General features: G+C 63.0%; 19 protein-coding genes. 9 read left to right on the forward strand and 10 right to left on the reverse strand.

The window, feature by feature from the left end; genetic code table 11:
- From BLV45_RS25470 to BLV45_RS25500, 7 genes are all read right to left on the reverse strand, one after another.
- Positions 1–582 (reverse strand): electron transfer flavoprotein subunit beta/FixA family protein (locus BLV45_RS25470; protein ID WP_090538011.1); only part of this gene is annotated, 582 nt, incomplete at its 3' end.
- Positions 583–633: 51 nt separating this feature from the next.
- Positions 634–1,593 (reverse strand): ABC transporter permease, encoded by a 960-nt coding sequence (locus BLV45_RS25475; protein WP_090537871.1) that lies wholly within the window; start codon positions 1,591–1,593, stop codon positions 634–636.
- A gap of 7 nt (positions 1,594–1,600) precedes the next feature.
- Positions 1,601–3,100, reverse strand: coding sequence for a sugar ABC transporter ATP-binding protein (locus BLV45_RS25480; protein ID WP_090537873.1), 1,500 nt, complete (start codon positions 3,098–3,100; stop codon positions 1,601–1,603).
- Positions 3,101–3,117: 17 nt separating this feature from the next.
- The gene (locus tag BLV45_RS25485) at positions 3,118–4,137 is read right to left on the reverse strand and encodes an ABC transporter permease (protein ID WP_090537875.1); all 1,020 of its coding nucleotides are present in this window, start codon (positions 4,135–4,137) and stop codon (positions 3,118–3,120) included.
- Positions 4,134–5,213, reverse strand: a complete 1,080-nt coding sequence (locus BLV45_RS25490; RefSeq protein ID WP_090537876.1) for a sugar ABC transporter substrate-binding protein — start codon at positions 5,211–5,213, stop codon at positions 4,134–4,136. The genes BLV45_RS25485 and BLV45_RS25490 overlap by 4 nt, the downstream gene beginning before the upstream one ends.
- A 125-nt stretch (positions 5,214–5,338) precedes the next feature.
- The gene (locus tag BLV45_RS25495) at positions 5,339–7,012 is read right to left on the reverse strand and encodes a GMC family oxidoreductase (RefSeq protein WP_090537878.1); all 1,674 of its coding nucleotides are present in this window, start codon (positions 7,010–7,012) and stop codon (positions 5,339–5,341) included.
- Between the two features lie 105 nt (positions 7,013–7,117).
- Entirely contained in the window at positions 7,118–8,626 is a 1,509-nt protein-coding gene (locus BLV45_RS25500; RefSeq protein WP_090537880.1) for an aldehyde dehydrogenase family protein, read from the reverse strand.
- A gap of 211 nt (positions 8,627–8,837) precedes the next feature.
- On the opposite strand from BLV45_RS25500, the gene BLV45_RS25505 reads away from it, so the two are divergent.
- Entirely contained in the window at positions 8,838–9,518 is a 681-nt protein-coding gene (locus BLV45_RS25505) for a TetR/AcrR family transcriptional regulator (RefSeq protein ID WP_090537882.1), read from the forward strand.
- 53 nt (positions 9,519–9,571) lie between these two features.
- Here the strand turns inward: BLV45_RS25505 and BLV45_RS25510 are convergent, their stop codons facing one another.
- On the reverse strand, positions 9,572–11,104 hold the full coding sequence (locus BLV45_RS25510; protein ID WP_090538013.1) for an acyl CoA:acetate/3-ketoacid CoA transferase: 1,533 nt from the start codon (positions 11,102–11,104) through the stop codon (positions 9,572–9,574).
- A gap of 213 nt (positions 11,105–11,317) precedes the next feature.
- Between BLV45_RS25510 and BLV45_RS25515 the strand changes: the two genes are divergently transcribed.
- From BLV45_RS25515 to BLV45_RS25540, 6 genes are read left to right on the forward strand one after another with little or no spacing between them, the layout of a single operon-like run.
- On the forward strand, positions 11,318–12,463 hold the full coding sequence (locus BLV45_RS25515; RefSeq protein WP_090537884.1) for an acyl-CoA dehydrogenase family protein: 1,146 nt from the start codon (positions 11,318–11,320) through the stop codon (positions 12,461–12,463).
- Positions 12,460–13,239 (forward strand): 3-ketoacyl-ACP reductase, encoded by a 780-nt coding sequence (locus tag BLV45_RS25520; RefSeq protein ID WP_090537886.1) that lies wholly within the window; start codon positions 12,460–12,462, stop codon positions 13,237–13,239. The genes BLV45_RS25515 and BLV45_RS25520 overlap by 4 nt, the downstream gene beginning before the upstream one ends.
- A gap of 7 nt (positions 13,240–13,246) precedes the next feature.
- Positions 13,247–14,416, forward strand: a complete 1,170-nt coding sequence (locus tag BLV45_RS25525) for a dihydrodipicolinate synthase family protein (protein WP_090537888.1) — start codon at positions 13,247–13,249, stop codon at positions 14,414–14,416.
- 2 nt (positions 14,417–14,418) lie between these two features.
- A complete protein-coding gene (locus tag BLV45_RS25530) occupies positions 14,419–14,838 on the forward strand; it encodes a Dabb family protein (protein ID WP_090537890.1) in 420 nt (139 codons plus the stop codon).
- Complete coding sequence (locus tag BLV45_RS25535) at positions 14,753–15,604, forward strand: sugar phosphate isomerase/epimerase family protein (protein ID WP_090537892.1); 852 nt, start codon at positions 14,753–14,755, stop codon at positions 15,602–15,604. Before BLV45_RS25530 ends, BLV45_RS25535 begins: the two co-directional genes overlap by 86 nt.
- A gap of 39 nt (positions 15,605–15,643) precedes the next feature.
- The gene (locus BLV45_RS25540) at positions 15,644–16,612 is read left to right on the forward strand and encodes a Gfo/Idh/MocA family protein (RefSeq protein WP_090537894.1); all 969 of its coding nucleotides are present in this window, start codon (positions 15,644–15,646) and stop codon (positions 16,610–16,612) included.
- 201 nt (positions 16,613–16,813) lie between these two features.
- Here BLV45_RS25540 and BLV45_RS25545 read toward each other — a convergent pair whose 3' ends face one another.
- Positions 16,814–18,061 carry an ABC transporter substrate-binding protein gene (locus BLV45_RS25545; RefSeq protein WP_090537896.1) on the reverse strand — a complete coding sequence of 416 codons (1,248 nt, stop codon included), beginning with the start codon at positions 18,059–18,061 and terminating at the stop codon, positions 16,814–16,816.
- A gap of 102 nt (positions 18,062–18,163) precedes the next feature.
- Positions 18,164–19,408 (reverse strand): DUF1479 domain-containing protein, encoded by a 1,245-nt coding sequence (locus BLV45_RS25550; RefSeq protein WP_090537898.1) that lies wholly within the window; start codon positions 19,406–19,408, stop codon positions 18,164–18,166.
- Between the two features lie 93 nt (positions 19,409–19,501).
- On the opposite strand from BLV45_RS25550, the gene BLV45_RS25555 reads away from it, so the two are divergent.
- A complete protein-coding gene (locus tag BLV45_RS25555; protein ID WP_090537900.1) occupies positions 19,502–20,488 on the forward strand; it encodes a helix-turn-helix domain-containing protein in 987 nt (328 codons plus the stop codon).
- 405 nt (positions 20,489–20,893) lie between these two features.
- Entirely contained in the window at positions 20,894–22,174 is a 1,281-nt protein-coding gene (locus BLV45_RS25565; RefSeq protein WP_090537902.1) for a YihY/virulence factor BrkB family protein, read from the forward strand.
- Positions 22,175–22,428: the final 254 nt, after the last annotated feature.

Genomic DNA, 22,428 nt, shown 5'->3' on the forward strand with positions numbered 1-22,428 from the left:
CGCCTTCATGATGTTGGGCAGCGTCACGTAGCGCGGCTCGTTCAGGCGCAGATCGGTGGTGACCACCGCCGGCAGCGTCAACGACAGCGTTTCCGCGCCGCCGTCCACTTCGCGCGACACCGTCGCCTTGCCGTCCGCTATCACCACCTTCGACGCGAACGTCGCCTGCGGCAGGTTGGCCAGCGCAGCCAGCATCTGGCCGGTCTGGTTCGAATCGTCGTCGATCGCCTGTTTGCCCAGAATAACCAGCGAGGGCTGTTCCCTGTCGACCAGCGCCTTGAGCAGCTTCGCAACCGCCAGCGGCTGCAGCTCCTCACTGGATTCGATCAGGATCGCGTGGTCCGCGCCGATCGCGAGCGCCGTGCGCAGCGTTTCCTGCGACTGCGTCACGCCGCACGACACCGCGATCACTTCGGTCGCGATGCCCGCCTCGCGAAGCCGCACCGCTTCCTCAACCGCGATCTCGTCGAACGGATTCATCGACATCTTCACGTTCGCGATGTCCACACCCGTGTTGTCCGACTTCACCCGGACCTTCACGTTGTAATCGACCACTCTCTTGACTGGCACCAATACTTTCATGTGCAAACAACTCCTTCAGGACAAACCGGCTCGAACAGGCCGGATCAGAACTTACTTGATGATCAGCACCTTCGAACGATCGAAGGCGACAGTCACTGCAACGATCAGGATCAACCCGAACACGATTTGCTGCGCGAACACGCTGATACCGACAAACGTCATGCCGACTCGCGCAACCGACACCAGCAGCGCGCCAACCAGCGTTCGGGCAATGCCTCCCGAGCCGCCCGTCAGCGCCGTCCCGCCAACGATCACCGCGGCGATGGCAGGCAGCAGGAACTGGTCGGCCAGCGTGGGCGAGCCGCTTCCAAGACGCCCGGCCATCACCACGCCCGCCAGGCCGGCGAAGAACGACGATGTCGCGAACACGAGGCATTTGGTCACCGGCACGCGCAGGCCCGATGCGATCGCCGCGGGCTCGCCAGCGCCGATCGCCTCGACATGCCGTCCGAAAACCGTGGAGCGATGCAGGAACACGCAAAATACGAGTACCGCGACACCGAGCAGGATCTCGTGCGGCACACCGAACGAAGAGCCGGTGGTCCAGCCCAGTGACGCGTTGCGCATCTCATCGCCGATCCCGATCGAGCGCGTACCCGAGAGCGTCAGCGCGGCAGCCGACGCGATCCCGCCCACCGCGAGCGTCGCGATGAAAGAAGGAATCCGCAGCACGGTCTGGATCACGCCGCTCAGCAGGCCGATGCCAAACGAAGCCGCGAGCGCCACGACCGCGGCCATCGCGCCGTAACGCGGCAGCAACATCGCGACGATCACGCTCGAGAGCGACGCCACCGCCTGCAACGACAGGTCGATGCTCCCGAGCAGCACGACGAACGTCGTGCCGGCCGCCATGATGAACAACGTGGAACTGTCAGCCAGCAAGCCGAGCTGCGTCGACAGCGCAAGGAAGCGAGGTTGTGCGAGCTCGATCAGCAGATACAGCGCGACAAGGGCGATAAAGGGTGCGTTGTCGCCGAGCTTCGCCTTGAGTGAAGCGTTCAGATGTGACATGTTGACCTCAGACCATGTGTTCGACGATTTCGACCTGCGAGGGCTTATGCCCGACTTCGCACGGCAGGATCGTTTGAGCGCGACCGTCCCGCATCACCATCACCCGGTGACTCAGGCCGAGAATCTCCTCGAGCGTATCGCCAGTCAGCACCACGGCGACGCCCTCCGCGGTCAGCTCGCGGATGAGCTGATAGACCTCCTCCTTCGCCCCCACGTCGAGACCGCGCGTCGGATGATCGAGCACGAGAATCCGGCTGCCCGCGAAACGCCATTTCGCAAGCACGACCTTTTGCTGGTTGCCGCCCGACAGGTTGCGGCAGGACGCATCAGGGCCTGGCGTCTTGATATGCAAACGCTGGATCCATTCGTTGGCAAGCGAGCGTTCGCTTGCCCTGCGCACCACGCCCGCACGGCTGACCGCGCCCAGACGCGGCAACGTCAGGTTTTGCGCCACGCTCATCTGGGTCACGAGCCCTTCCACCTTGCGCTCGCGCGGGACGTATCCGATGCCCAGCGCGACAGCATGATTCGCCTGTGGCCTGAGACGGGTCGTGCCCACGGTCACCTCGCCGCCGTCGAGCTTTTCGAGTCCCGCGATCACCCGGCACAACTCCTCCCGGCCTGACCCGACCACCCCCGCCACCCCGAACACCTCGCCGCGATACACCTCGAACGACACGTCGTTCAGCGCATGACCAAGCGACGCGTGACTCACCGACAGGGCCACCTCGTCGCGACAGGGTTTTTGCAGGTTCTCGCGGTAGTACTCGCCATGCAGCGAGCGGCCCACCATCAGTTCGTGGAGCTTCGCCACCGAAGCGCTACCAGCCGGCATTTCGGCGACCACCTTGCCGTCCTTCATCACATACACGCGGTCGCTGAGCGACAGCAGTTCGTCGAGCCGGTGCGAAACGAACACGAACGACGCGCGCGACTTGAGCTCGCCCACGAGCCGGAACAGAATCTCGATCTCCGCGGCCTCGAGCACGGAGGTGGGTTCGTCAAGCAGAATGATCGGCGTGCCGCCCGTCCGGCTCGCGAGAGAAAGGGCTCTCGCAAGCTCCACCATCTGGCGCTGGCCGAACGACAGGTCCTCGCACAGGGTCAGCGGATCGACGTCCAGATGCACCGTGGCGAGTTCTTTTCGGGCCGCGCGCTTGAGCTTTGTCCAGTTCAGTCGTCCGAAGGTGACGAAGTCCTCTTCACGACCCAGGAACAGATTCTCGGCAACGGTCAGGTTCGGCAGGATGGACTGTTCCTGATACACCATCGCGATACCCTTCGAGGTGGCGTCGCGTGGATTCCGGATCACCATCGGCTTGCCGTTGAGCATGATCTCGCCGGCGTCCTGGCGGTACGCACCCGTCAGCAGTTTCATGAGCGTGGACTTGCCCGCGCCGTTCTCGCCGATCAGACCGACGATTTCATTCGGCCTGATTTCGATGGTTACGTCGTCCAGCGCGAGCACGCCCGGAAAGCGTTTGGTGACGTTCTTGAGTGTCAGCATGTCTGTTCTCCGGCCGTTCACTTGACGATGCGCCGACGCGAGCGATTCAGCGCCAACGTGACCGCGACGATGATCAGCACGCCCTGGATGCCCTGTTGCACATAGGGTGGTACGCCAAGCAGAACCATGCCATTGGCGAGCACAACCACGATGAGCGTGCCGACCAGCGTGTTCATCGGCGTGCCGTTGCCGCCGGCGAGCGACGTTCCGCCCACCACGATCGCCGTAATGGCGACGAACAGTTGCCCGTTGGCGATGAGCGCATGACCCTGGCCATATTGCGCGACGGCGAGAATGCCCGCCACACCATAAAAAGCGCCAGCCAGAGCGAACACCACGATGCGCACACGCCTGACCCTCACGCCGCTCAGGCGGGCGAGATCCTCTCCGCCACCGATGGCCAGGGTGTGACGACCAAGCAGGGTATGCCGGTAGATAAACCATGCGATGGCGAGCACCAGCACCGCGATCCACACCGACAACGGCAGGCCGAGGTAGCGGGTGATTGCGATCGAGCGCAGGGCCGTGTCGCTGACCCGGATCGTGTTGCCCGACAGCCACGCCGTTCCGATCCCCGACGCGACGAAGCCGACCGCCAGCGTGGTGATGAACGACGGAATGCGCAGGAACACGTGCAGCAACCCGTTGGCAAGGCCCAGCACGACCCCGGCGCCGATTGCCACCGCCAGCACCCACAACCCGAAGTGGTTGTCGTTGTACGAGTTCTCGACGAGCATCGACACGGTGATCGCCGCGACCGCAACAATGCCTTCCGCCGACAGATCGATGCTACCGAGCTGGATGACGAATGTTCCACCCAGCGCGATGGTGAGCGGGATCGCGGCGGCAATCGCGATGCGCGACAGGTTCATCGGATCGAAGAAATCGTGATTGAACGCACCGATGCAAACGCCGAGCGCGAGGAGAACCAGCAGCGGCGAAAATCGCCGTACCAGCGCCTGCGCCGAAACGAACCGGGTCCCGGGAGTTGTTATGCGGATGGCCTGCCGGGTGGGCGCGACGGTGAGCTTGTTCATCGATACACCACGGGTCCCGCCACGCGGGCATAGAGGTTGTTCCAGTCCGCGCCCGGTGCGGACTCGCGGCTAATGACAGCCTGCACGTTGGACTTCGTGACGAGGGTCGCCTTGCAGAACGACTCACGCCGGTCCCTTGGCAACGCCGCGACGTCGACTTTTTTCTCCTTCGCCTGAAGACCCATCGACAACCCGATGCCGCCCAGCCAGTAAGGGTCCCAGTCAACCGTTGTCACGAGTTCGCCCACCTTGACGGCCGCGAGCCCGGGTGTGGTGCCGTCCATGCCGGAAACCGGCAACTGGCCGGCGAGCCCTTCTGCACGAAGCGCCTCGATCGCGCCCAACGCCATGTCGTCGTTTGCGGCCCACACGCCCTTGACCTTCGCGTTGAAACGGGTCAGCCACGCCTGCATGATCGGAAACGCCTTTTGCGAATCCCAGTCGGCGACCTGGAAGTCCAGCAACTGGATATCCGGGAATTTCTTCAGCGCGGCCATCAGACCCGCCTTGCGTTCGATAGCCGGCACGTTGCTGAAGATGCCGCCGAGCGCCACGACACCACCCTTGCCGCCCATGGCCTTGAACAGTTCGGTCGCGGTGGCCTCGCCGTAAGCCACGCCGTCGAACGACAGATGCGCCACGTAGTTGGGGTTGAAGTCCCACGGATGAAAATCTTTCGGCTTGTTCCAGATCGTTGTCACGTACGCGCCGGCCTTCGAGCATGTCTCGACGATGACCCGTGCGTCGGCCGAATCGTTCGGGTCGACGTTGAGGACGAGGTTGCCGCCGGTCTTCTGCAGCAGCGCGCGAATGTCCGCGATGCCTTTTTCCGAACTGCCTTCGGTGGTAAGCGGCACGTACGGCAGACCGACGCTCTTCGCGAAGCTCTGCGCGCCCTTGTTGAACGCGGTGTAATACGGATTGGTCAGCGAGCGGAACGAGCAGGCAAGCGTCGTCTGCCCCGCACCGAACGAAAGACCCGACATGCCGCCACCCGCGACGGCAAATGCCGCGCCCGCGCCGAGCTTGATAAAGTCGCGGCGCGATACGCCTGTGTGTTGATCCTGTTTCGACATGATGTCTCCTCCGAGCCAGAAAGACCCTTTGCATCAGGGTGGTTTATAAATAACCAGATATTTACCAAATCGCCAGAAAGACCCGGTTTTCCCGGGCGCTCCTCAACTAGCCTCACAGCCTGTCGTCAGACCGCTACCACCGTGGCCTCGCGCGCCGCACGACCCGAGGTGTGCGCGAGCCTGCCCGCCACGAGCGCCGGCGTTGCAGCCAGGCCGCGAATCAGATCAGCGGCCTTTTCCGCGATCATCAGCGTGGGCGCGTTCGTATTCGAACTCACGATCCGTGGCATCACCGACGAATCCGCGACCCGCAGCCCTTCGATGCCATAAACACGCAATTGCGGATCGACGACCGACCATTCGTCGACGCCCATCTTGCATGTGCCGACCGGGTGATAGCCGGTGCGGCCGTACTGTTCTGCGTAGGCCTCGTACTCGGCCTGCGTGCGCACCTTTCCGCCCGGAAAGTGCTCGCTCTTGATGTACTTGCCCAGCGCCTTCTGGCTCATGATTTCGCGACTCTGGCGGATCCCTTCGACGGCCACCTTCAGGTCATACGGGTCGCGAATATAGGCAGGGTCGATCACCGGCGCATCGGCGGGATCGGCGCTGTGCAGCGTCACGCTGCCACGGCTGCGTGGCCTGAGAAAGTAGGAGTTGAGCGTACAGCCCGAACCCGACGGTACCGGCGGCACACCGGCCTCGACGCCTGCGCCGGGCAGGAAGTGAAACTGAAGATCAGGTGTCGGTACGCCACTGTCCGAATACCAGAACGCACCGCCTTCGGCGATGTTGGACGTGACCGGCCCCTTGTTGAAGAGTTTGTACTCGAGGCCCGCGAGCAGCATCATGTGCTTCTTCGAATACTTGTCCAGGCTGTACGCACCGTTCAGCTCGTAGACGATATCGATGTCGAAGTGATCCTGCAGGTTCTGCCCGACACCGTTCAGCGCATGCACGGGCTTCACGCCAGCGCGCTCCAGGTCTTCGGCACGCCCGATGCCGGAGAGCATCAGCAGCTTCGGCGAACCGATGGCGCCAGCGGTCACGATGACTTCGCGTTCGGCGCGCGCAATCGTCACGTTCGAACGATCGCCCCCGGATGCAAATTCGACGCCGGTCGCGCGGCCGTTTTCGATGACCACGCGCGAAACGAGGCAACCGGTGCGCACCGTCAGATTGGGCCGCGAGCGAGCGTCGCGCAGATAGCCGACAGCCGCGCTGCAGCGCTTGCCGTTGCGCTGCGTGACCTGATAAACGCCCACGCCTTCCTGTTGCGCGCCGTTGAAGTCGCTGTTGTGCGGCATGCCGGCTTCCTGCCCGGCGAGGACAAAAGCCTTGGTCAATTCGTTGACGCTGATGAGATCCGACACGCCGAGCGGACCGCCAACGCCGTGATACTCGTTGCACAGGCGCTCGTTGTCTTCCATGCGACGCAGGTACGGCAGCACGCCGTCGCGAAAGCCCCAGCCGGTGCAGCCCTCGCGCTCCCAGCCGTCGTAGTCGGTGGGCTGACCTCGCGTGTAGACCATGGCGTTGATCGACCCGCCGCCGCCGAGCACGCGGCCCTGCGCGAACGGAATCTGGCGACGCCGGGTTTCCGCGGCGGCAACCGTGCTGTAGCCCCACGTCAACGGTCCGGACGTCATCTTGAAGAAGCCGACCGGCATGTGGATATACGGATCCGTATCGGCAGGTCCGGCTTCGAGAAGCAGCACCCGGTTGCCCGCGTCCTCGCTCAGACGCGCCGCCAGCGCACAACCCGCCGCGCCGCCCCCTACGATCACATAGTCATACATTGCTGTCTCCGATACGGTGTTCTGCCGTCACACTGCTGCGTGTGACTTCGTCATTCCTGAGGCTGTTACGGCGCTTGCCGGCCGTTTGGATTCAACCAGAGCGCGTCAGGCGATCCAGCGCGGCCGGTTGCCCAACTGGACATGTACCGACTTCAGTTCGGTGTATTCCTCGACGCCGTACCGCCCCGTTTCGCGGCCAATGCCCGATTGCTTGACGCCGCCGATCGGCATTTCCGGGCCGCCAGTGATGGTGCAGTTGACCCAGATCCGGCCCGCCTGTACGTCGCGAAAGCTCTTGATCGCACCCTGCAGGTCGCGCGTCCAGATGCTGGCCGCGAGGCCGTATGGCACGCCGTTCGCCAGTTGAATCGCCTGCTCGAAGGTGTCGAATGGCGTGACCGACAGCACAGGTCCGAAAATTTCCTCCTGCGCAAGCGCGCTGTGCGGCTCGACGTTGCGAAACATCGTGGGCTGGATGAAGAAGCGCTCGCCATCCCTGCTCGACGTGCCGCCGTGCACCAGTTGCGCGCCGTCGCGGCTGCCCGCTTCGATGAAACTGCAAATCCTGTCGAACTGACGCGCTTCGACAATCGCCCCAACGTGATTCGACGCATCGAGCGGATCGCCCACCCGCACCTTTTCGAGCACGCTCTTGACCCGGGCGACAAGTTCCTCTTCCACCGATCGATGCACGACGAGACGGCTGCCCGAAACGCAGCATTGACCCGCGTTGAAACAGATGCCAAAGGCGATGGCGTCCGCGGCATCGGCGAGATCGGCGTCCGCGAACACGATCTGCGGATTCTTGCCGCCCAGCTCGAGCCCGACCTTCTTCATGTTGCCGCCCGCTGCCGTCAGCACCGCGCGACCCACTGGCGTCGAACCGGTGAACGACACCATGTCGACATCCATGTGTTCCGCAAGCGCCTGGCCCACCGTCGCGCCGAGCCCGGTCACCACGTTCACGACGCCATCCGGCAGGCCGGCCTGCGTGAGGAGCGCAGCGAGCCTGAGCGTCGTGGTCGACGTGAGCTCGGCGGGTTTGACGACCGCCGTGCATCCCGCCGCCAGCACGAACGGCAGACGCTCGGACAGAATGAAAAACGGGAAATTCCATGGCGTGACGATGCCGACCACGCCGACCGGCTGGCGCACGACAAGACCGAACAGGTCGGTGCCGAGGTTGTCATGCGAGTCACCGTGCGCAACGCGTGCAAGACCCGCCGCGTATTCCCAGATCCCCGCGGCGGCATTGATCTCACCGCGCGACTGGCCGACCGGCTTGCCGGTTTCCAGCGTTTCCAGGTACGCAAGCGTCTCCACGTTTTCCCGGATGAGACTCGCCGTTTTCAGCAATACCGTCGCACGCTGCTCACCGGACAGACGCGACCAGCGCCCGTCGTCGAACGCACGGCGCGCCGAAGCAACCGCCACGTTCAGGTCGCCGACCGACGCGCGCACCGTGGATGTCACCGGCACGCCGTGGCCCGGACTCCTGCGCGTCACGAATTCGCCAGCGGGTCCAACGTAGTCCTTGCCGTCGACGAACATCGGGGTGCGCACGGGTTCCGACGGAAGACGAAGCGTTGCCGCCAGTTCATTCAGATTGCTCATTCCTGTCTCCAGAGTTTGCTCCCGCGCGCGCCATGAAGCGCGTCGCGGGCCAGGGGAATCGCGCCGTCAACGCAATACCCTTCACATTTTTTTGCGCCCATTCTGCACCATCCGGTTACTTCCGGGCAATGCTTTTTTGGTCTATAGTCGGTGCCACGACGCGAAATCGGCAACGACCGTCCCCACCCATTTATTGCAGCGAAAATCCAACATGACTCTTGCGAGCACGCCCCCCCGCCGGGCACTGAAAAATGCCGTCGCCGGTGCGGCGCAACCACGACAGCGAGACCCCGAGGTCACCCGGGCACGCATTCTCGAGGCCGCCAAAAAAGAGTTCTCCAAGCTCGGTCTGGCCGGCGCCCGCGTGGAAGCCATCGCAACACGCGCCAAGGCCAACAAGCGGATGATCTATCACTACTTCGGCAGCAAGGAGGAGCTCTTCCAGGCTGTCCTCGAAGATGCCTACGCCGACATCCGCTTCGCCGAACAGAAGCTCAATCTCGAACATCTCTCGCCGCAGGACGCCATCGTTGCGCTCACCACGCACACCTGGAACTACTACCTGAAAAACCCCGAGTTCATGACACTCGTCAACAGCGAGAACCTTCATAAGGCGCGTCATGTCAAGAATTCGGAACGGTTCAAGGAGTTGCATCACGGCTTCATCTCGATGTTGCAAGGCATACTCGATCGCGGCGTTAAAGCAGGCGTGTTTCGTCCGGGTGTCGACGCAAGGCAACTGCACATCACGATGGCCGCCGTCGGCTACTACTACCTGACCAACCGCTTCACCAGCGGGGTGATATTCGAAATCGACTTCATGAGCAAGGACGCGTTGAAAAATCGTCTCGACTTCAACATCGAAACCATTCTCCGGCTCGTACGCACCTGAGCACACCCACGCGGGGCGCCTGCCGCCGGCGCTCCGGATCGCGTGGCCGCTCATCACGCCACCCGCTCCCTCGACTCGTTCTCTCCACCGCTACAGTGTGCGAGTAACGCGTCGTCGACAAGCGGGCGAAACCCCATTCGCGCAAGCACGTCCTGCTCGACATTCACACCTTCCGCCACTTCGATCAGACGAACCCCGTTCTCTTCCAGCCTGAAGACGGCGCGCTCCGTCACGTACAGCACTTCCTGCTTCGCGATACGCGCCTGCACACCACTGAACGTGACGTGCTGCACGCGCTCCACGAGCTTCGGCACACTGCCCGGCGACACGATATTCAGGCGCTCGCCAACCTGCTCGACCTGAAGGCCCTTTGCTTCGAAACTGCCGCAAAACACGATCTTGCGGGCGCCCTGGGTGATATCGATGAAGCCGCCAGGTCCAACCACCGTCGAACCGAGTTTCGACACGTTGATGTTTCCGTCGCCATCCATCTCGCCCATGCCGAGAAACGAGATGTCGACTCCGCCACCGCTGTAGAAATCGAATTGATCGACACTTGAGAGAATCGCTTCTGCGTTGCGCGCGGAGCCGAACATCGGGCCGTCGAGCATCGCGCCGTTGTGGATACCCTGCTCAACCGATCCCCAGAACGTGCCGAGCCGTCCCTGTTGCGCCAGCAAGCCCGGAATGCCACCAGGAATGCCGAAACCAAAATTCGCCGAGTGCCCCTCGTGCAGTTCCCGCGCGGCGCGCGCTGCAATGACGTGGCGAATACCGGTAGGCACTTCATAGAAACCATCGGCGATGGTGCCCGGCGACTCGCCGCTCAGCGTGGGGTCGCAATCGGCGACGACGCACTGAACCTGCGCCGGTGTCTCGACGAGCGTATCGACGAGGACGCCCGGAATGCGCACCAGTCGCGCGGGTACATACCCGGCCGGCTCGCGCTCCTTGACCTGAACGATCACGCGGCCGCCGCTGTTATGGGCAGCCAGCGCCGCTGCATAGGTGTCGAGATCAACCGGCTCGCGGCGCAGCGTGACATTACCGCCCGCATCCGCGGATGACCCGCGCACAATCGCGAAATCAATCTTGAACGGCTTGTAGCGCAGGTATTCGCGCCCATCCAGCTCGATCAGTTCGACGAGATCCTCCGTGGCGCGCGCATTGATCTTGCCACCGTCGATGCGTGGATCGACGAACGTACGCAGGCCGACGTGCGTGACGAGCCCCGGCCGCCCCGCGCCAATCTCCCGCAGCAGCGTGGAGATTGCGCCAGCCGGAAAGCTGTATGCCTCGAACGCGTTGTCTTTCGCCATTTGCTGCATGGCCGGCGACCAGCTCCAGTGACCGCCGATAACACGCCGCACCATGCCGGGATGCGCGAAGCGGCCCAGCCCGCTGCCCTTTCCGTCACCGATTCCAAGCGCGTGGACCACCGTGAGATCCCGCGGATGCCCCGTCTCCAGAAACCGCTGCTCCAGTTTCGCGAGCACGGCATCCGGCTCGAGCATCCCGCCGCCGTTACTGGCCAGCGCGATTGTCGCCCCATCGAAGATCTGCTCAACCGCATCTTCGGCTTGCATCCAGTTTTTCAAACTACCCTCCAATCAAATCGGCCACAAAGCTCGTTGACATCGGTCATTCGTTGGTTTTAAATAACCATCCAGATGGTTACTTGATGCCAATGTTGGCACAGGAAATCACGTAATTCAAGCGGTGATGCGCGACGCTCGGGTTTACCTGCACCCGCGCAAAACAGGCACAAAACAGGTACCGATCATGAGGATGGAGACAGCATGAAACTCTCAGAAACCCACCAGCAGATTCGTGAAACCACCCGACGCTTTGCGCAGGAGGTGATTCGCCCAGCCGCCGAAGAACTGGATCGCGAGGAACGCTTCCCGGCGGAGATTTATGCCCAGATGGGCGAACTGGGCCTGTTCGGCATCACCGTGCCGGAAGAGTTCGGTGGTGCCGGACTGGACGTCACCGCATACGCACTCGTGATGGAAGAACTGTCGCGCGGCTATGCTTCGGTCGCGGATCAATGCGGCCTCCTTGAACTGGTCGGCACCCTTCTTTCCGTACACGGCAGCGCCGGGCAGCGCGCGACCTACATGGAGCCGCTCCTGCGCGCGAAACTGCGGCCGGCTTATTGCATCACCGAAGCCGACGCGGGCACCGACGTCTCGGGCATCCGGACCACCGCGACCCGCACCGCCGAGGGCTGGGAACTCAACGGCGCCAAGCTCTGGATTCACAACGCGCCGGTCGCCGACGTTGCATTCGTGCTCGCCCGAACCGACCCTGCGGCGGGCAGGCGCGGCATGAGCATCTTCATCGTGGACTGTTCGTTGGCAGGTGTCTCGAAAGGTCCCAAAGAGCACAAGATGGGACAGCGTGCGTCGCAGGTCGGCGAACTGAATTTCGACCGCGTGAAGCTGCCCCGGGACGCGCTCCTCGGCACGGAAGGCCGCGGCTTTCACATGATGATGAGCGCGCTCGACAAGGGGCGCGTGGGTATCGCCTCGCTTGCCGTCGGTATCGCCCAGGCGGGGCTCGAGGCGGCACTCGATTACTCGCAAACCCGCAAGCAGTTCGGCAGTCATATCGCCGAGTTGCAGGGCATCCAGTGGATGCTTGCGGATATGGCGAAGGACATTCAGGCAGCGCGCCTCCTCGTCCTCGACGCCGCGGAACGACTCGAAGCGGGCGACCGCGCCAGCATCGCCTGCTCGATGGCAAAGTGCTTTGCCGGCGATACAGCCGTCAAGCATAGCGCCAACGCCGTGCAGATTTTTGGCGGTAGCGGCTACATCCGCGGCTACGAAGTCGAGCGCCTGTATCGCGACGCGAAGATCACACAGATCTACGAAGGCACGAACCAGATCCAGCGCACGATCATCGCGCGCGATCTGATCGCCAACGGAGCATCGCTGTGAACGCGCGTCCGATTGCCCTTGTCACGGGCAGCCGCCGCGGCATCGGGCGCGCGATCGCCATCGAACTCGGTCGCGCCGGGTTCGACATCGCGTTGACCGATGCCGTGCCGTCGGACGAACTCGACGAGGCGGTTCGCGAGGTTCAGCAAACCGGCGCACGCGCGACCGCAGTGCTCTCCGACCTGGCCGACGTCGACGCGCATCCGGCAACGTTGCGCGCCATCGAAGCCTCGCTCGATGGTCAGATCGATTGCCTCGTGAACAATGCGGGCGTTTCCGTGATGTCACGTGGCGACCTGCTCGACGTCACGACGGAAAGTTTCGACCGCTGCATCGCGGTGAACACGCGCGGCACATTCTTTCTCACGCAGGCATTCGCGAAGCACTGCCTTGCGCGTTCAGGCGCAGCCGTTGCAGCGCATCCGTCGATCATCACCATCACTTCGTCGAATGCGATCGCGGCCTCGCCGTTGCGCGGCGAATATTGCGTATCCAAGGCCGGGCTTTCGATGGCCAGCACGCTCTTCTCGCTGCGCCTCGCCGAACACGGCATCAGCGTGTACGAAGTACAGCCCGGCCTGATCGAAACCGAAATGACCGCCCCGTCCCGCGCGCGCTACGACGCGCAGATCGAACAAGGGCTGACCGCCATCAAACGCTGGGGGACGCCGCAGGAAGTCGCAACCACCGTGCGAACGCTTGCCACCGGCGGTCTTCCCTACAGCGTCGGTCAGGCGATCCGTATCGACGGCGGCCTGCTCGTCACCAAATACTGAGTCCTATATGAACCTGTCAATCAGACTTCCGGCTGCGTCCGGCACACTGGAAACGTATCTCGTGCGGGGCGTGCCGCTCGAGGTAAAACCGCCTGTGCGTGAATTCAACCGCATCGCGTACTCCGCCGCCCACGTGGTAGCCGATCCGTTGCGCGCGGGTGAACTGAACGCCGCGCCCGCCATCGACTGGGACCGCACCATCGCTTACCGGCGCTACCTTCTGCAACAGGGGCTCGGCATCGCGGAGGCCATGGACACGGCGCAACGCGGCATGGGTTTGCCATGGAGCACCGCCCTCGAACTGATTACGCGCAGCATCGAAGGCACGCGCGATATTGCCGGGGCTGCGATCGCCTCGGGTTGCGGCACCGACCACATCACGCCCGCTTCGGTGACGAACTGCGACCAGGTGATTCGTGCGTACGCGGAGCAGCTCGAAGCCGTGCAACGCGTCGGCGGACGCGTGATCCTGATGGCGAGTCGCGCGCTCGCCAAAGTAGCGCGCTCACCGGACGATTACCGGCGCGTCTATCGCGAAGTGCTCGCCATGTGCGACCGGCCGGTGATCCTGCACTGGCTCGGCGACATGTTCGACCCGGAACTCGCGGGCTACTGGGGCGCCAGCGGATTTCCAGATGCAGCGGAAGTTTGCCTCGATATCATCGAGGCCAATGCGGCGAAAGTGGATGGCATCAAGATCTCGTTGCTCGACGAGCAAAAAGAGATCACGTTCCGCCGTCGCCTGCCTCAAAACGTGAAGATGTACACCGGCGACGACTTCAACTATCCAGCGCTGATCGCTGGCGACGGCACACATTTTTCGCACGCGTTGCTTGGCATTTTCGACGCCATTGCACCCGCGGCGTCCCAGGCGCTGGCAGCCTTCTCCGCGGGCGACGTCGAGACGTACAACCGGTTGCTAGGGCCGACGGTTCCGCTTTCGCGTCACATTTTTCGCGCGCCGACCCAGTACTACAAGACCGGCGTGGTGTTCCTCGCGTACCTGAATGGCTTCCAGGATCACTTCTTCATGCCGGGCGGCCACCATGGCATGCGGCCGCCGGCTTATCTGGCCGACGTATTCCGCCTCGCCGACGAGGCCCGCTTGCTGCGCGACCCAGGCGATGCGCTCGCCCGCATTCGCAGGGTCATGGCGCCGCTAGGCTGCGGAGACTGACCATGGCGCGATCCGGGGGGCCAGTACGGCACATGGTGTTTTGCCGGTTCCGCAACGAAGTGACGCCGGCACGCCGCCTCGCGTTCTTCGAGCAGATCCGGCGACTGACGGAAGTACCGGGCATAGCCTTCACCAACTTTCAGTGCGGGCCCAACGTATCGCCAGAAGGCTATGGCATGACTTTATCCGACGGCTTCATGATGGATTTCGCGAGCCGCGACGACTGCTTTGCCTATCTGGCGCATCCCACGCATCAAGCCATCGGCGCACGTCTTCTGGAAGTACTCGAAGACGGTGCGCGAAGCCTGCTCGTCTTCGATATCGATCTGGAAACTCATGAGAAACCTTCAGGGAAGACTCGACCTGTGCTCCATCAATACCGCAACACTGGGCCATCGGGAGCCCCTCAACCGTACGATTGACCGCATTGCCCGAGTGGGCTTTGGCGGGATCGCGCCGTGGCGCCGCGAGGTCGAGGAAGGCGACCTCGCCCAGCTTGCCCGCCAGATCAGGGCGCTCGACCTGACGGTGACCGGCTATTGCCGCTCGACTTATTTGCCGGCGGCGACTTCCGCCGGATTCAGCGCGAACGTCGAAGCAAACCGGGCCGCATTGCGCGACGCGGCAGTGCTCGGCGCCCGCTGCTTCGTGATGGTGGCCGGTGGCCTTGTACCGGGTAGCCGCGATCTGGAAGGCACGCGATCCCAGGTGGTCGACGGCATCTCAATGCTACTGGACACCGCACGCGAATGCGGCGTGCCGCTCGCGCTCGAGCCACTTCATCCCATGTACGCAGCCAGCCGCGCCGTGGTCAACACCATCGCGCAGGCAATGCGTATCTGCGAAACCGTGGACCCGGACCGGTCAGGTTTTATCGGCATCGCAGTCGATGTCTACCATTGCTGGTGGGACCCGGAACTGACGGCATCCATCGCGGCAGCGGGGCGCGCGGGCCGCATTCTGGCGTATCACGTGTGCGACTGGCTGCAGGAAACAGGTGACATGCTGCTCGATCGCGGCATGATGGGCGACGGCGTCATCGATCTACCGGCAGTGCGTTCATGTGTCGAACGTAGCGGATACGACGGCATGGTGGAAACCGAAATCTTTTCGGCGCAAAACTGGTGGCAACGCGAGCCTGACGAAGTGCTCGCCATCTGCGCCGAACGTCTGCAGACTGTTTGTTGACAGCGCCGCGTCAAACGACACGAACACACGGAGACAAAAATGGCTGAAAAGATTCGCTGGGGCGTACTGGGCGCCGCAAAGATCGCCGACAACTTTGTAGTACCAGCGATCCAACGCTCGTCCAGCGGCCGCGTGACCACCGTCGCCAGCCGCGACCGTGACCGCGCACAGGCCTTCGCGACGAGGCATGGCATCGACCACGTATTGACAGGCTATGACGAGGTGATCGAAAGCCGCGACGTAGATGCGATCTATATTCCGTTGCCAACGGCCAGCCACGTCGAATGGTGCAGGAAGGCCCTGCTCGGTGGCAAGCACGTGCTATGCGAGAAACCCGTCGCAATGAATGCCGGCGAGGTGCTCGAGTTGATCGCCTTGCGCGACAAAACAGGGCTTGTGTGTGGAGAAGCGTTCATGGTGGCGCATCACCCGCAATGGGCTTTTGTTCGCGACAGCCTGGCCCAGGGCCTGATAGGCGATCTCACGCTGATCGAAGGGTCGTTCACCTACTTCAACGACGATCCCAATGCGCTCAAGAACAATCTTTCACTCGGCGGCGGCGGCGTCCGTGACATCGGCGTCTACCCGGTCGTGACCACGCGGCTTGCGACAGGACGCGAACCGGTTCGCGTCGATGCCGAGGTCCTGCTCGATCTCCGCTTCGGCACCGACCGGTTCGCACGTTGCACCGCCGAATTCACCGGATTCTCGATGACGTTCTACTGCGGCACGCAAATGGCGCGCCGCCAGCACATGATCTTTCACGGAACGAAAGGCTGGTTAAGCGTGGACGCACCATTCAATCCGGGAGTCTACGGTCCCGCGCAAGTTCGCCATCGTTCGGATGAAACAGGTCAAACACGCGCAATCGAATTCGGCGACGTCGACCAGTATCAGTTGATGGTGGAGGACTTTGCCAGAACGGTGTTGCGAGAAAAAGCGGACCTGGTTTTCACCCTTGAGAATTCGCTTGGCAATCAGCGGGTCATCGACCAGATCCTTGCGTGACGGGCAAACAGGCGAACGCCAGGGGCGCTATCGTCACCGCCCGCGAAGCACCGGCGGAATTCTGCCTTCCGGGCTGAAATACCACCGGCGTTCCGGGCTGAAGTGAAGCGCCATGATCTGATCCGGCAGGATGCGCCGCCCCCTGATCAACGCCGCCGAATCCTCCCTACTGACCAGACCAGGCTGCCACGCAGCGCCCGCCTACTTGACCTTCGCGGCAGCGGCAAGCTTGCGCACCCCTTCTTGCGGGTCCTCGTTCGAGTTCATGAAATTCGTGACGACATCGGTCATCGCGCCAGCGGTAACCGACGACTGAAGTTCGCCAAAGGCCAGCGACGGCAGGAACCCACCCGATTTAATCGTAGCCAGCTCGTCTGCACGTGATTTTTTGGCGCAGTCATCGAACTTGTCCATGGGCACATCCAGCCGGACCGGAATCGAGCCCTTGTAGAGACTGAACTCCTGCTGGAAATCAGGGGACATGATCGTCTTCGCAAGTGCGAGCTGCCCAGGCGTTGCCTCCTTCTTGCCGTGCTGCTGGAAGAACACGAACGCATCCACCGTGTAGGTGAACGCATTCGACGTGCCAGGCGCCGCCGCGCAGATATAGTCGACATCCGACTTTTTGTTTGCATTCGCAAACTCGCCTTTCGCCCAGTCGCCCATGAACTGCATCCCACCCGAGCCGGAAATAACCATGGCCGTCGCGAGATTCCAGTCACGGCCGTGGTAGCCCTTGTCGAAGTAAGTCCGGATCTTCTGGACGGTCTCGAACACCTGCACCATCTGCGGCGAGGTCAGCGTTTTCTGGTCAAGGTCAACCAGCGCTTTGCGGTAGAAGTCCTGCCCCTGGGAAAGCACAACCGTCTCCCAGATGGTCATGTCCTGCCAGGGCTGACCGCCATGCGCGACGGCCGTGATGCCCGCCGCGCGAAACTTGTCGGCAAGCGCGAAGAATTCCGGCCACGTCGTGGGCGCCTTGCCGCCGACCTTGTCGAGGTCGGCCTTGTTGATCCACAACCAGTTGATCCGGTGAACGGAGAATGGTGCCGCCACGTAATGACCGTGTGCCTTCATGGCGTTGTCGATTCGCGCTGGCGAATGCGCTTTCCAGTCCGTGGCGGATTGATCGATGTCGACCAGCACGCCCTGATCGGCCCAATCCTGAATCAGCGGACCCTTGACCTGCGCAGCCGACGGCGCATTACCCGAGATCACCTGCGTCTTGAGCGCCGTCATGGCCGCCGCGCCCGCGCCTCCCGCTATGGCGAAGTCCTTCCACTCGTAGCCCTGTTTGTTCATGTCGTCCTTCAGTACCCTGATCGCCTTCGATTCGCCGCCGGAGGTCCACCAGTGCAGCACCGAAAGCGGCTCGGCACCAAGTACAGAATGCGTTCCGCCCACGAGCAGCGCGATAGTCGTTGCAACCGATGTCAGTGATCGTTTCATTGCAGTCTCCGAATTTTTCGTTATGGATCGGGCGATGCATTCGCGGCCAGAGCGAACGCGCATGCGTGCCCGTTTTCATGCGTGTCAAACGTCTTTGTCGATCTACAGGTCAAACCCAAGTTGCGCCTGGCCGAGCGGTGTCAGGTCGTCGGCGGTCGCGCGGCCGGTGAAATCTACTTCGAAATGGTCAGCCGGGAAATCGGGCGGGCTTTCACCCTTGAGGAAGCTCGGCAACTGGCGCTTCAGGTAAGCGTCGTTTTTGGCGCACGCGGGTGCCGAGGCGATATACATCACGTTGCTGTAGCCCGCGCCCGTATGCTCGTCTTCGACCGCATGGATGACGTCGCTGTGCCAGAACACGGTGTCGCCCGCTTCCATTTTGGGAATCGACGACAGCGCCTCGAACAGGGGTGCATGAAATTCCGGCTTGATCGACAGCGCCCGCCCGGGCATCGCGCCGCACAGGTCGTCCTCCGCGACGTCGTCCTGAAGCGCGCGCAACAGGATGTACGCCATCGAACTGGCGATGGGCACGAGCTGTAGCGTGCCGTCGCCCGGACCTTGCGGCGTCAGCGCAGTCCATCCCTGGAACGTGCGGAACATCGAACATACGGCGGGCGACGCGATCTCCTGCACGTCAGGCCGGAAAGCCGCGTCGAACGGATCGTAGTCCCGCCAGTTCCCTGCAAACACGTGCCGGTACACCTTCCGGAAATTGCTGTCGATCCAGCGCTCGACCGACCCGCCGTCGCAATGCGCCGACAAGCCAAGCGACGCGGAGCCCGGCGGCCTGCGACGCAGACGATCGGCATAGACCGGCACGCGCTCCGGATCGAAATGCACGCGGCCTTCGCTCTCGTTGCGCCACAGCCGGTTCAGGAACACGCGCGCCACGGTCAGCGACGCCGACTGACGGGCCAGCACCTGTGGCTTCGACCAGTACACGCCATAGATCTGCGGCTTGCTGGACGCCAGCTGGCCAAAGTATTTGTCCTCGGCACGGTTTTCCAGGCGCTTGTCGAGATTGTTGCGCTCGACATAGCGGGCAATATCCTCGTCCCAACCCTGCACCAGCGCGCGGGGAAAGACATTGCGAATCACACAGGCGCCGCGCGCCTTGACGAGCGCGACCTGGTCCGCCGTCACGCGCTGTTCGCTGATGCCGGAAAACTGGATCTCCGGAATGACGTCTTCTCCACGATCGCGCTGCTGGGCGATTCGCTTCGCCTCGGCGCTGATCGCTTTTTCGACATCGGCAAAGACCTCCCGGTAGTTCGGCAACGCCGCGCGCAACTCCTTTTTCGCTTGCCGGATCGCGCCCGGCAAATCGTCGATTTTCAACGCCATGATTGTCTCCACAGAAATTTGATATGCCCGAGGATATGACGTGCATGGACGTGCCGGTGATACTATTCAGGCGATTCATTTGCGTTTTCAGCCATGAAACCAGCCTATGAGCACGTCGAGTTCGGTGAGGACTGTTCGGTCCGGGTTTACCATCGGCGGCTTCCACGTATTCCGTTCGAGTGGCATCACCACCCGGAGTACGAGTTAACGCTGACGATGAACAGTCATGGCAAGCGCTACATCGGCGACTCCGTCAGCGAATATGAGGCTGAGGATCTCGTCCTCGTGCCGCCGGATCTCCCGCACACATGGGCGTCGAATCGATCGATCGAGCCATCCTCGCCGCAGGTCGCCATCGTTATCTGGTTTGATGGCGACTGGGCGCGGCGCATGGCGGATTGTTGCCCCGAATATGAACCGCTGCGCAAGCTGTTGCGCAGGGCCGCGTGTGGGCTGGCCTTCGAGTCGCCTGCTGGCACATGGATGCGCGGCCGCCTCGATCCATTACTGTCAAGCGGGGCGCGCGAGCGCCTTGGCGCCGCCCTCGATATCCTGTGCGTGCTCGCCGACGCGCCGGGCGAGCCGCTCGCCTCGCCGAGTGCGTTCAACCAGACAAGCGCCGGCCCATCTGGCCACGAGCCCGAACGGATCAACCGGGTTCTTTCGATGATCGACGCGCGCTTTGCCGAGCCACTGCGACTGTCAGAGCTCTGCGCGGCCGCCAGCCTGTCGGAACGCACGCTCACGCGCTACTTTGTTCAACATATCGGCGAGAGCGTCGGCCGGTATATCGCCCGGGTTCGTATTGGTCACGCATGCCGGATGCTGGCCGACACCGCGCTGCCCGTTGCCGTCATCGCTGCCCGTTCGGGCTTTGCGAACGTCGCCAACTTCAACCGGCAGTTCAGGGCCGCAAAGCAAACGACGCCGGCCGAATATCGACGGCTGTTCACGGCCGCGGGTGCTCCCGACAAGGACGCGGCGGCTCGCCTGACCGAACGGTCTCCGTCACTTCAAAGGAAGCGGAAACCAGCCGGTGAGCCAGGCGACGAAGAAACGGCTTATCCGCACAGCCTGTGATTCTGGCGACGGCACTTTGCACGCGCTGTGTGCCGCGTGCTACGCAGGTCAACGCGCGCTCTCATGTGACAAGCCTGGACTAGAGGCTTTCGCACCGCCCGGTCAAGCCGATGCGATCAACCCTCGCGAATCCCGCAGCCGGTTCCCGCAACCATTTATTTGCCCACGAAGTGCATCGCCACTTGCCGGAACCCGCGGGCCGGTATTCCGGATATACGAAGCCGCTCGGGCTGTCGATGAAGTCGATCAGGCTTGCCCTCATCGGACAAAGCGTGCCGCGATTGAACGCAGCCTGACGATGCGCCTTGACTGAGCGCCATGGCATCGCGGCACGCGTTGATATAGTGGCAGGCATACGGCTTGCGCCAGCTGCAACGGGCAACGCGCCCACGACGAAGGACGACCATGGATACGCTTTCCACCGACAAGCTGCAGTCCGCGGCCCGCAAGCAGGCATCGTGGGCGGTCGGCGCATTCAAACAGTTCGCGGAAGATCGTTGCGCCGCGATGGCCGCAAGCATCGCGTTCTACGCGGCCTTTTCGCTCGCGCCGACGCTCGTCATGGTGATCGCGATCGCCGGCTGGTTCTTTGGCGCGGACGCGGCGCGCGGCCAGCTCTTCAACCAGGTGCATGGCGTGCTCGGCGACGACGCGGCAGCGGCCGTGCAAACCATCGTCCAGAACGCACATCACAGCGGCAGCGCGGGTGGCATCGCAGCGGCCATCTCGTTCGTGCTGCTTGCGGTCGGCGCATCCGCGACGTTTTCGTCGCTCAACAGCGCACTCAATATCGTGTGGCCCGCCACGGGGCCGCGCACGTCCAGCGTGATCGCACTCGTTCGCGTGCGGCTGATTTCGTTCGGGCTGGTGCTCGGCGTCGCGTTCCTGCTGATCGTTTCGCTCGTGCTCGATGCGGCCATCACGTTCATCGGCAACTGGCTGCTCGGCGATTCGCCCTACATCGTGATCGGCAACCTGGTGCAGCTCGCGGTCGGCCTGCTCGTGCTGGCTGTCGCGTTCGCCGGGCTGCTCAAGTTTCTGCCCGACGCGCCGGTCCAGTGGCGCGATGCGATGGTCGGCGGACTGGTTGCGGCCGTGCTGTTCTCGGCCGGCAAGAAGATGTTCGCGCTCTACCTTGCGCACGCCGGCATGGCCAACTCGTTCGGCGCAGCCGGCTCGCTTGCGATCCTGCTGATGTGGCTGTACTTCTCGGCGGCCGTGCTGCTGCTCGGCGCGGAGTTCTCGGCGGCCCGCGGACGCCTGCACGATCCACGCGGCCCGTGGGCGTTGCAGGACGACACGCCGCCGCCCGGAAGCCGGGCGATGCTCGCTTCGGTGATGGCGGCCTCGACGATGCCGGCCGCCGTATCCAGCGGCGCACCGAACCGCGATGCACCGACGGCCGCCGCCGATGCGCGCGTGGCCGAACACCCCGAAGCGTCACGGGTGCCGCCGCGACCTTCGACAACCGCAGCGGCAATGCGTATCGGCCGTTCGGTGGTGCGCGCCGAAACCCAGGTGACGCGGACGGCGGCCGCGAGCATCGTCAGGGCGGAGCGCCATATCCGTCGGCATCCGTGGAGATCGATGGTCCTCGCGGCTGCGGCGGCGTTCGCCGTCACGACATTCGCGGGGCGCCGCGACGACGCCGGAAGCGCCCAATCCAGTGCGGCCGACCATCGTTAGTCGAAGTGAATCAAGGCCGGCCGGGCCAGCAAACCCGTCCGCCAGCCGTGCAAACAAGGCCAGACTGCATTCCTCCGACGAACTCCGAAACGCCGGTCTCTCCCACCCCCAAAACGTCGAAACAGGTGACAGATCACCCGGCACAGTTAGTCGACTTATTTACAATTCACCCACTATTACGCAGCTATTTTGCGCAATTAGCCGCGATCACTGTCAATGAAACAACAATATTGCGCGGTCAACGATTCAATATT

It is taken from the genome of Paraburkholderia sartisoli (assembly GCF_900107685.1).
Classification (GTDB): domain Bacteria; phylum Pseudomonadota; class Gammaproteobacteria; order Burkholderiales; family Burkholderiaceae; genus Paraburkholderia; species Paraburkholderia sartisoli.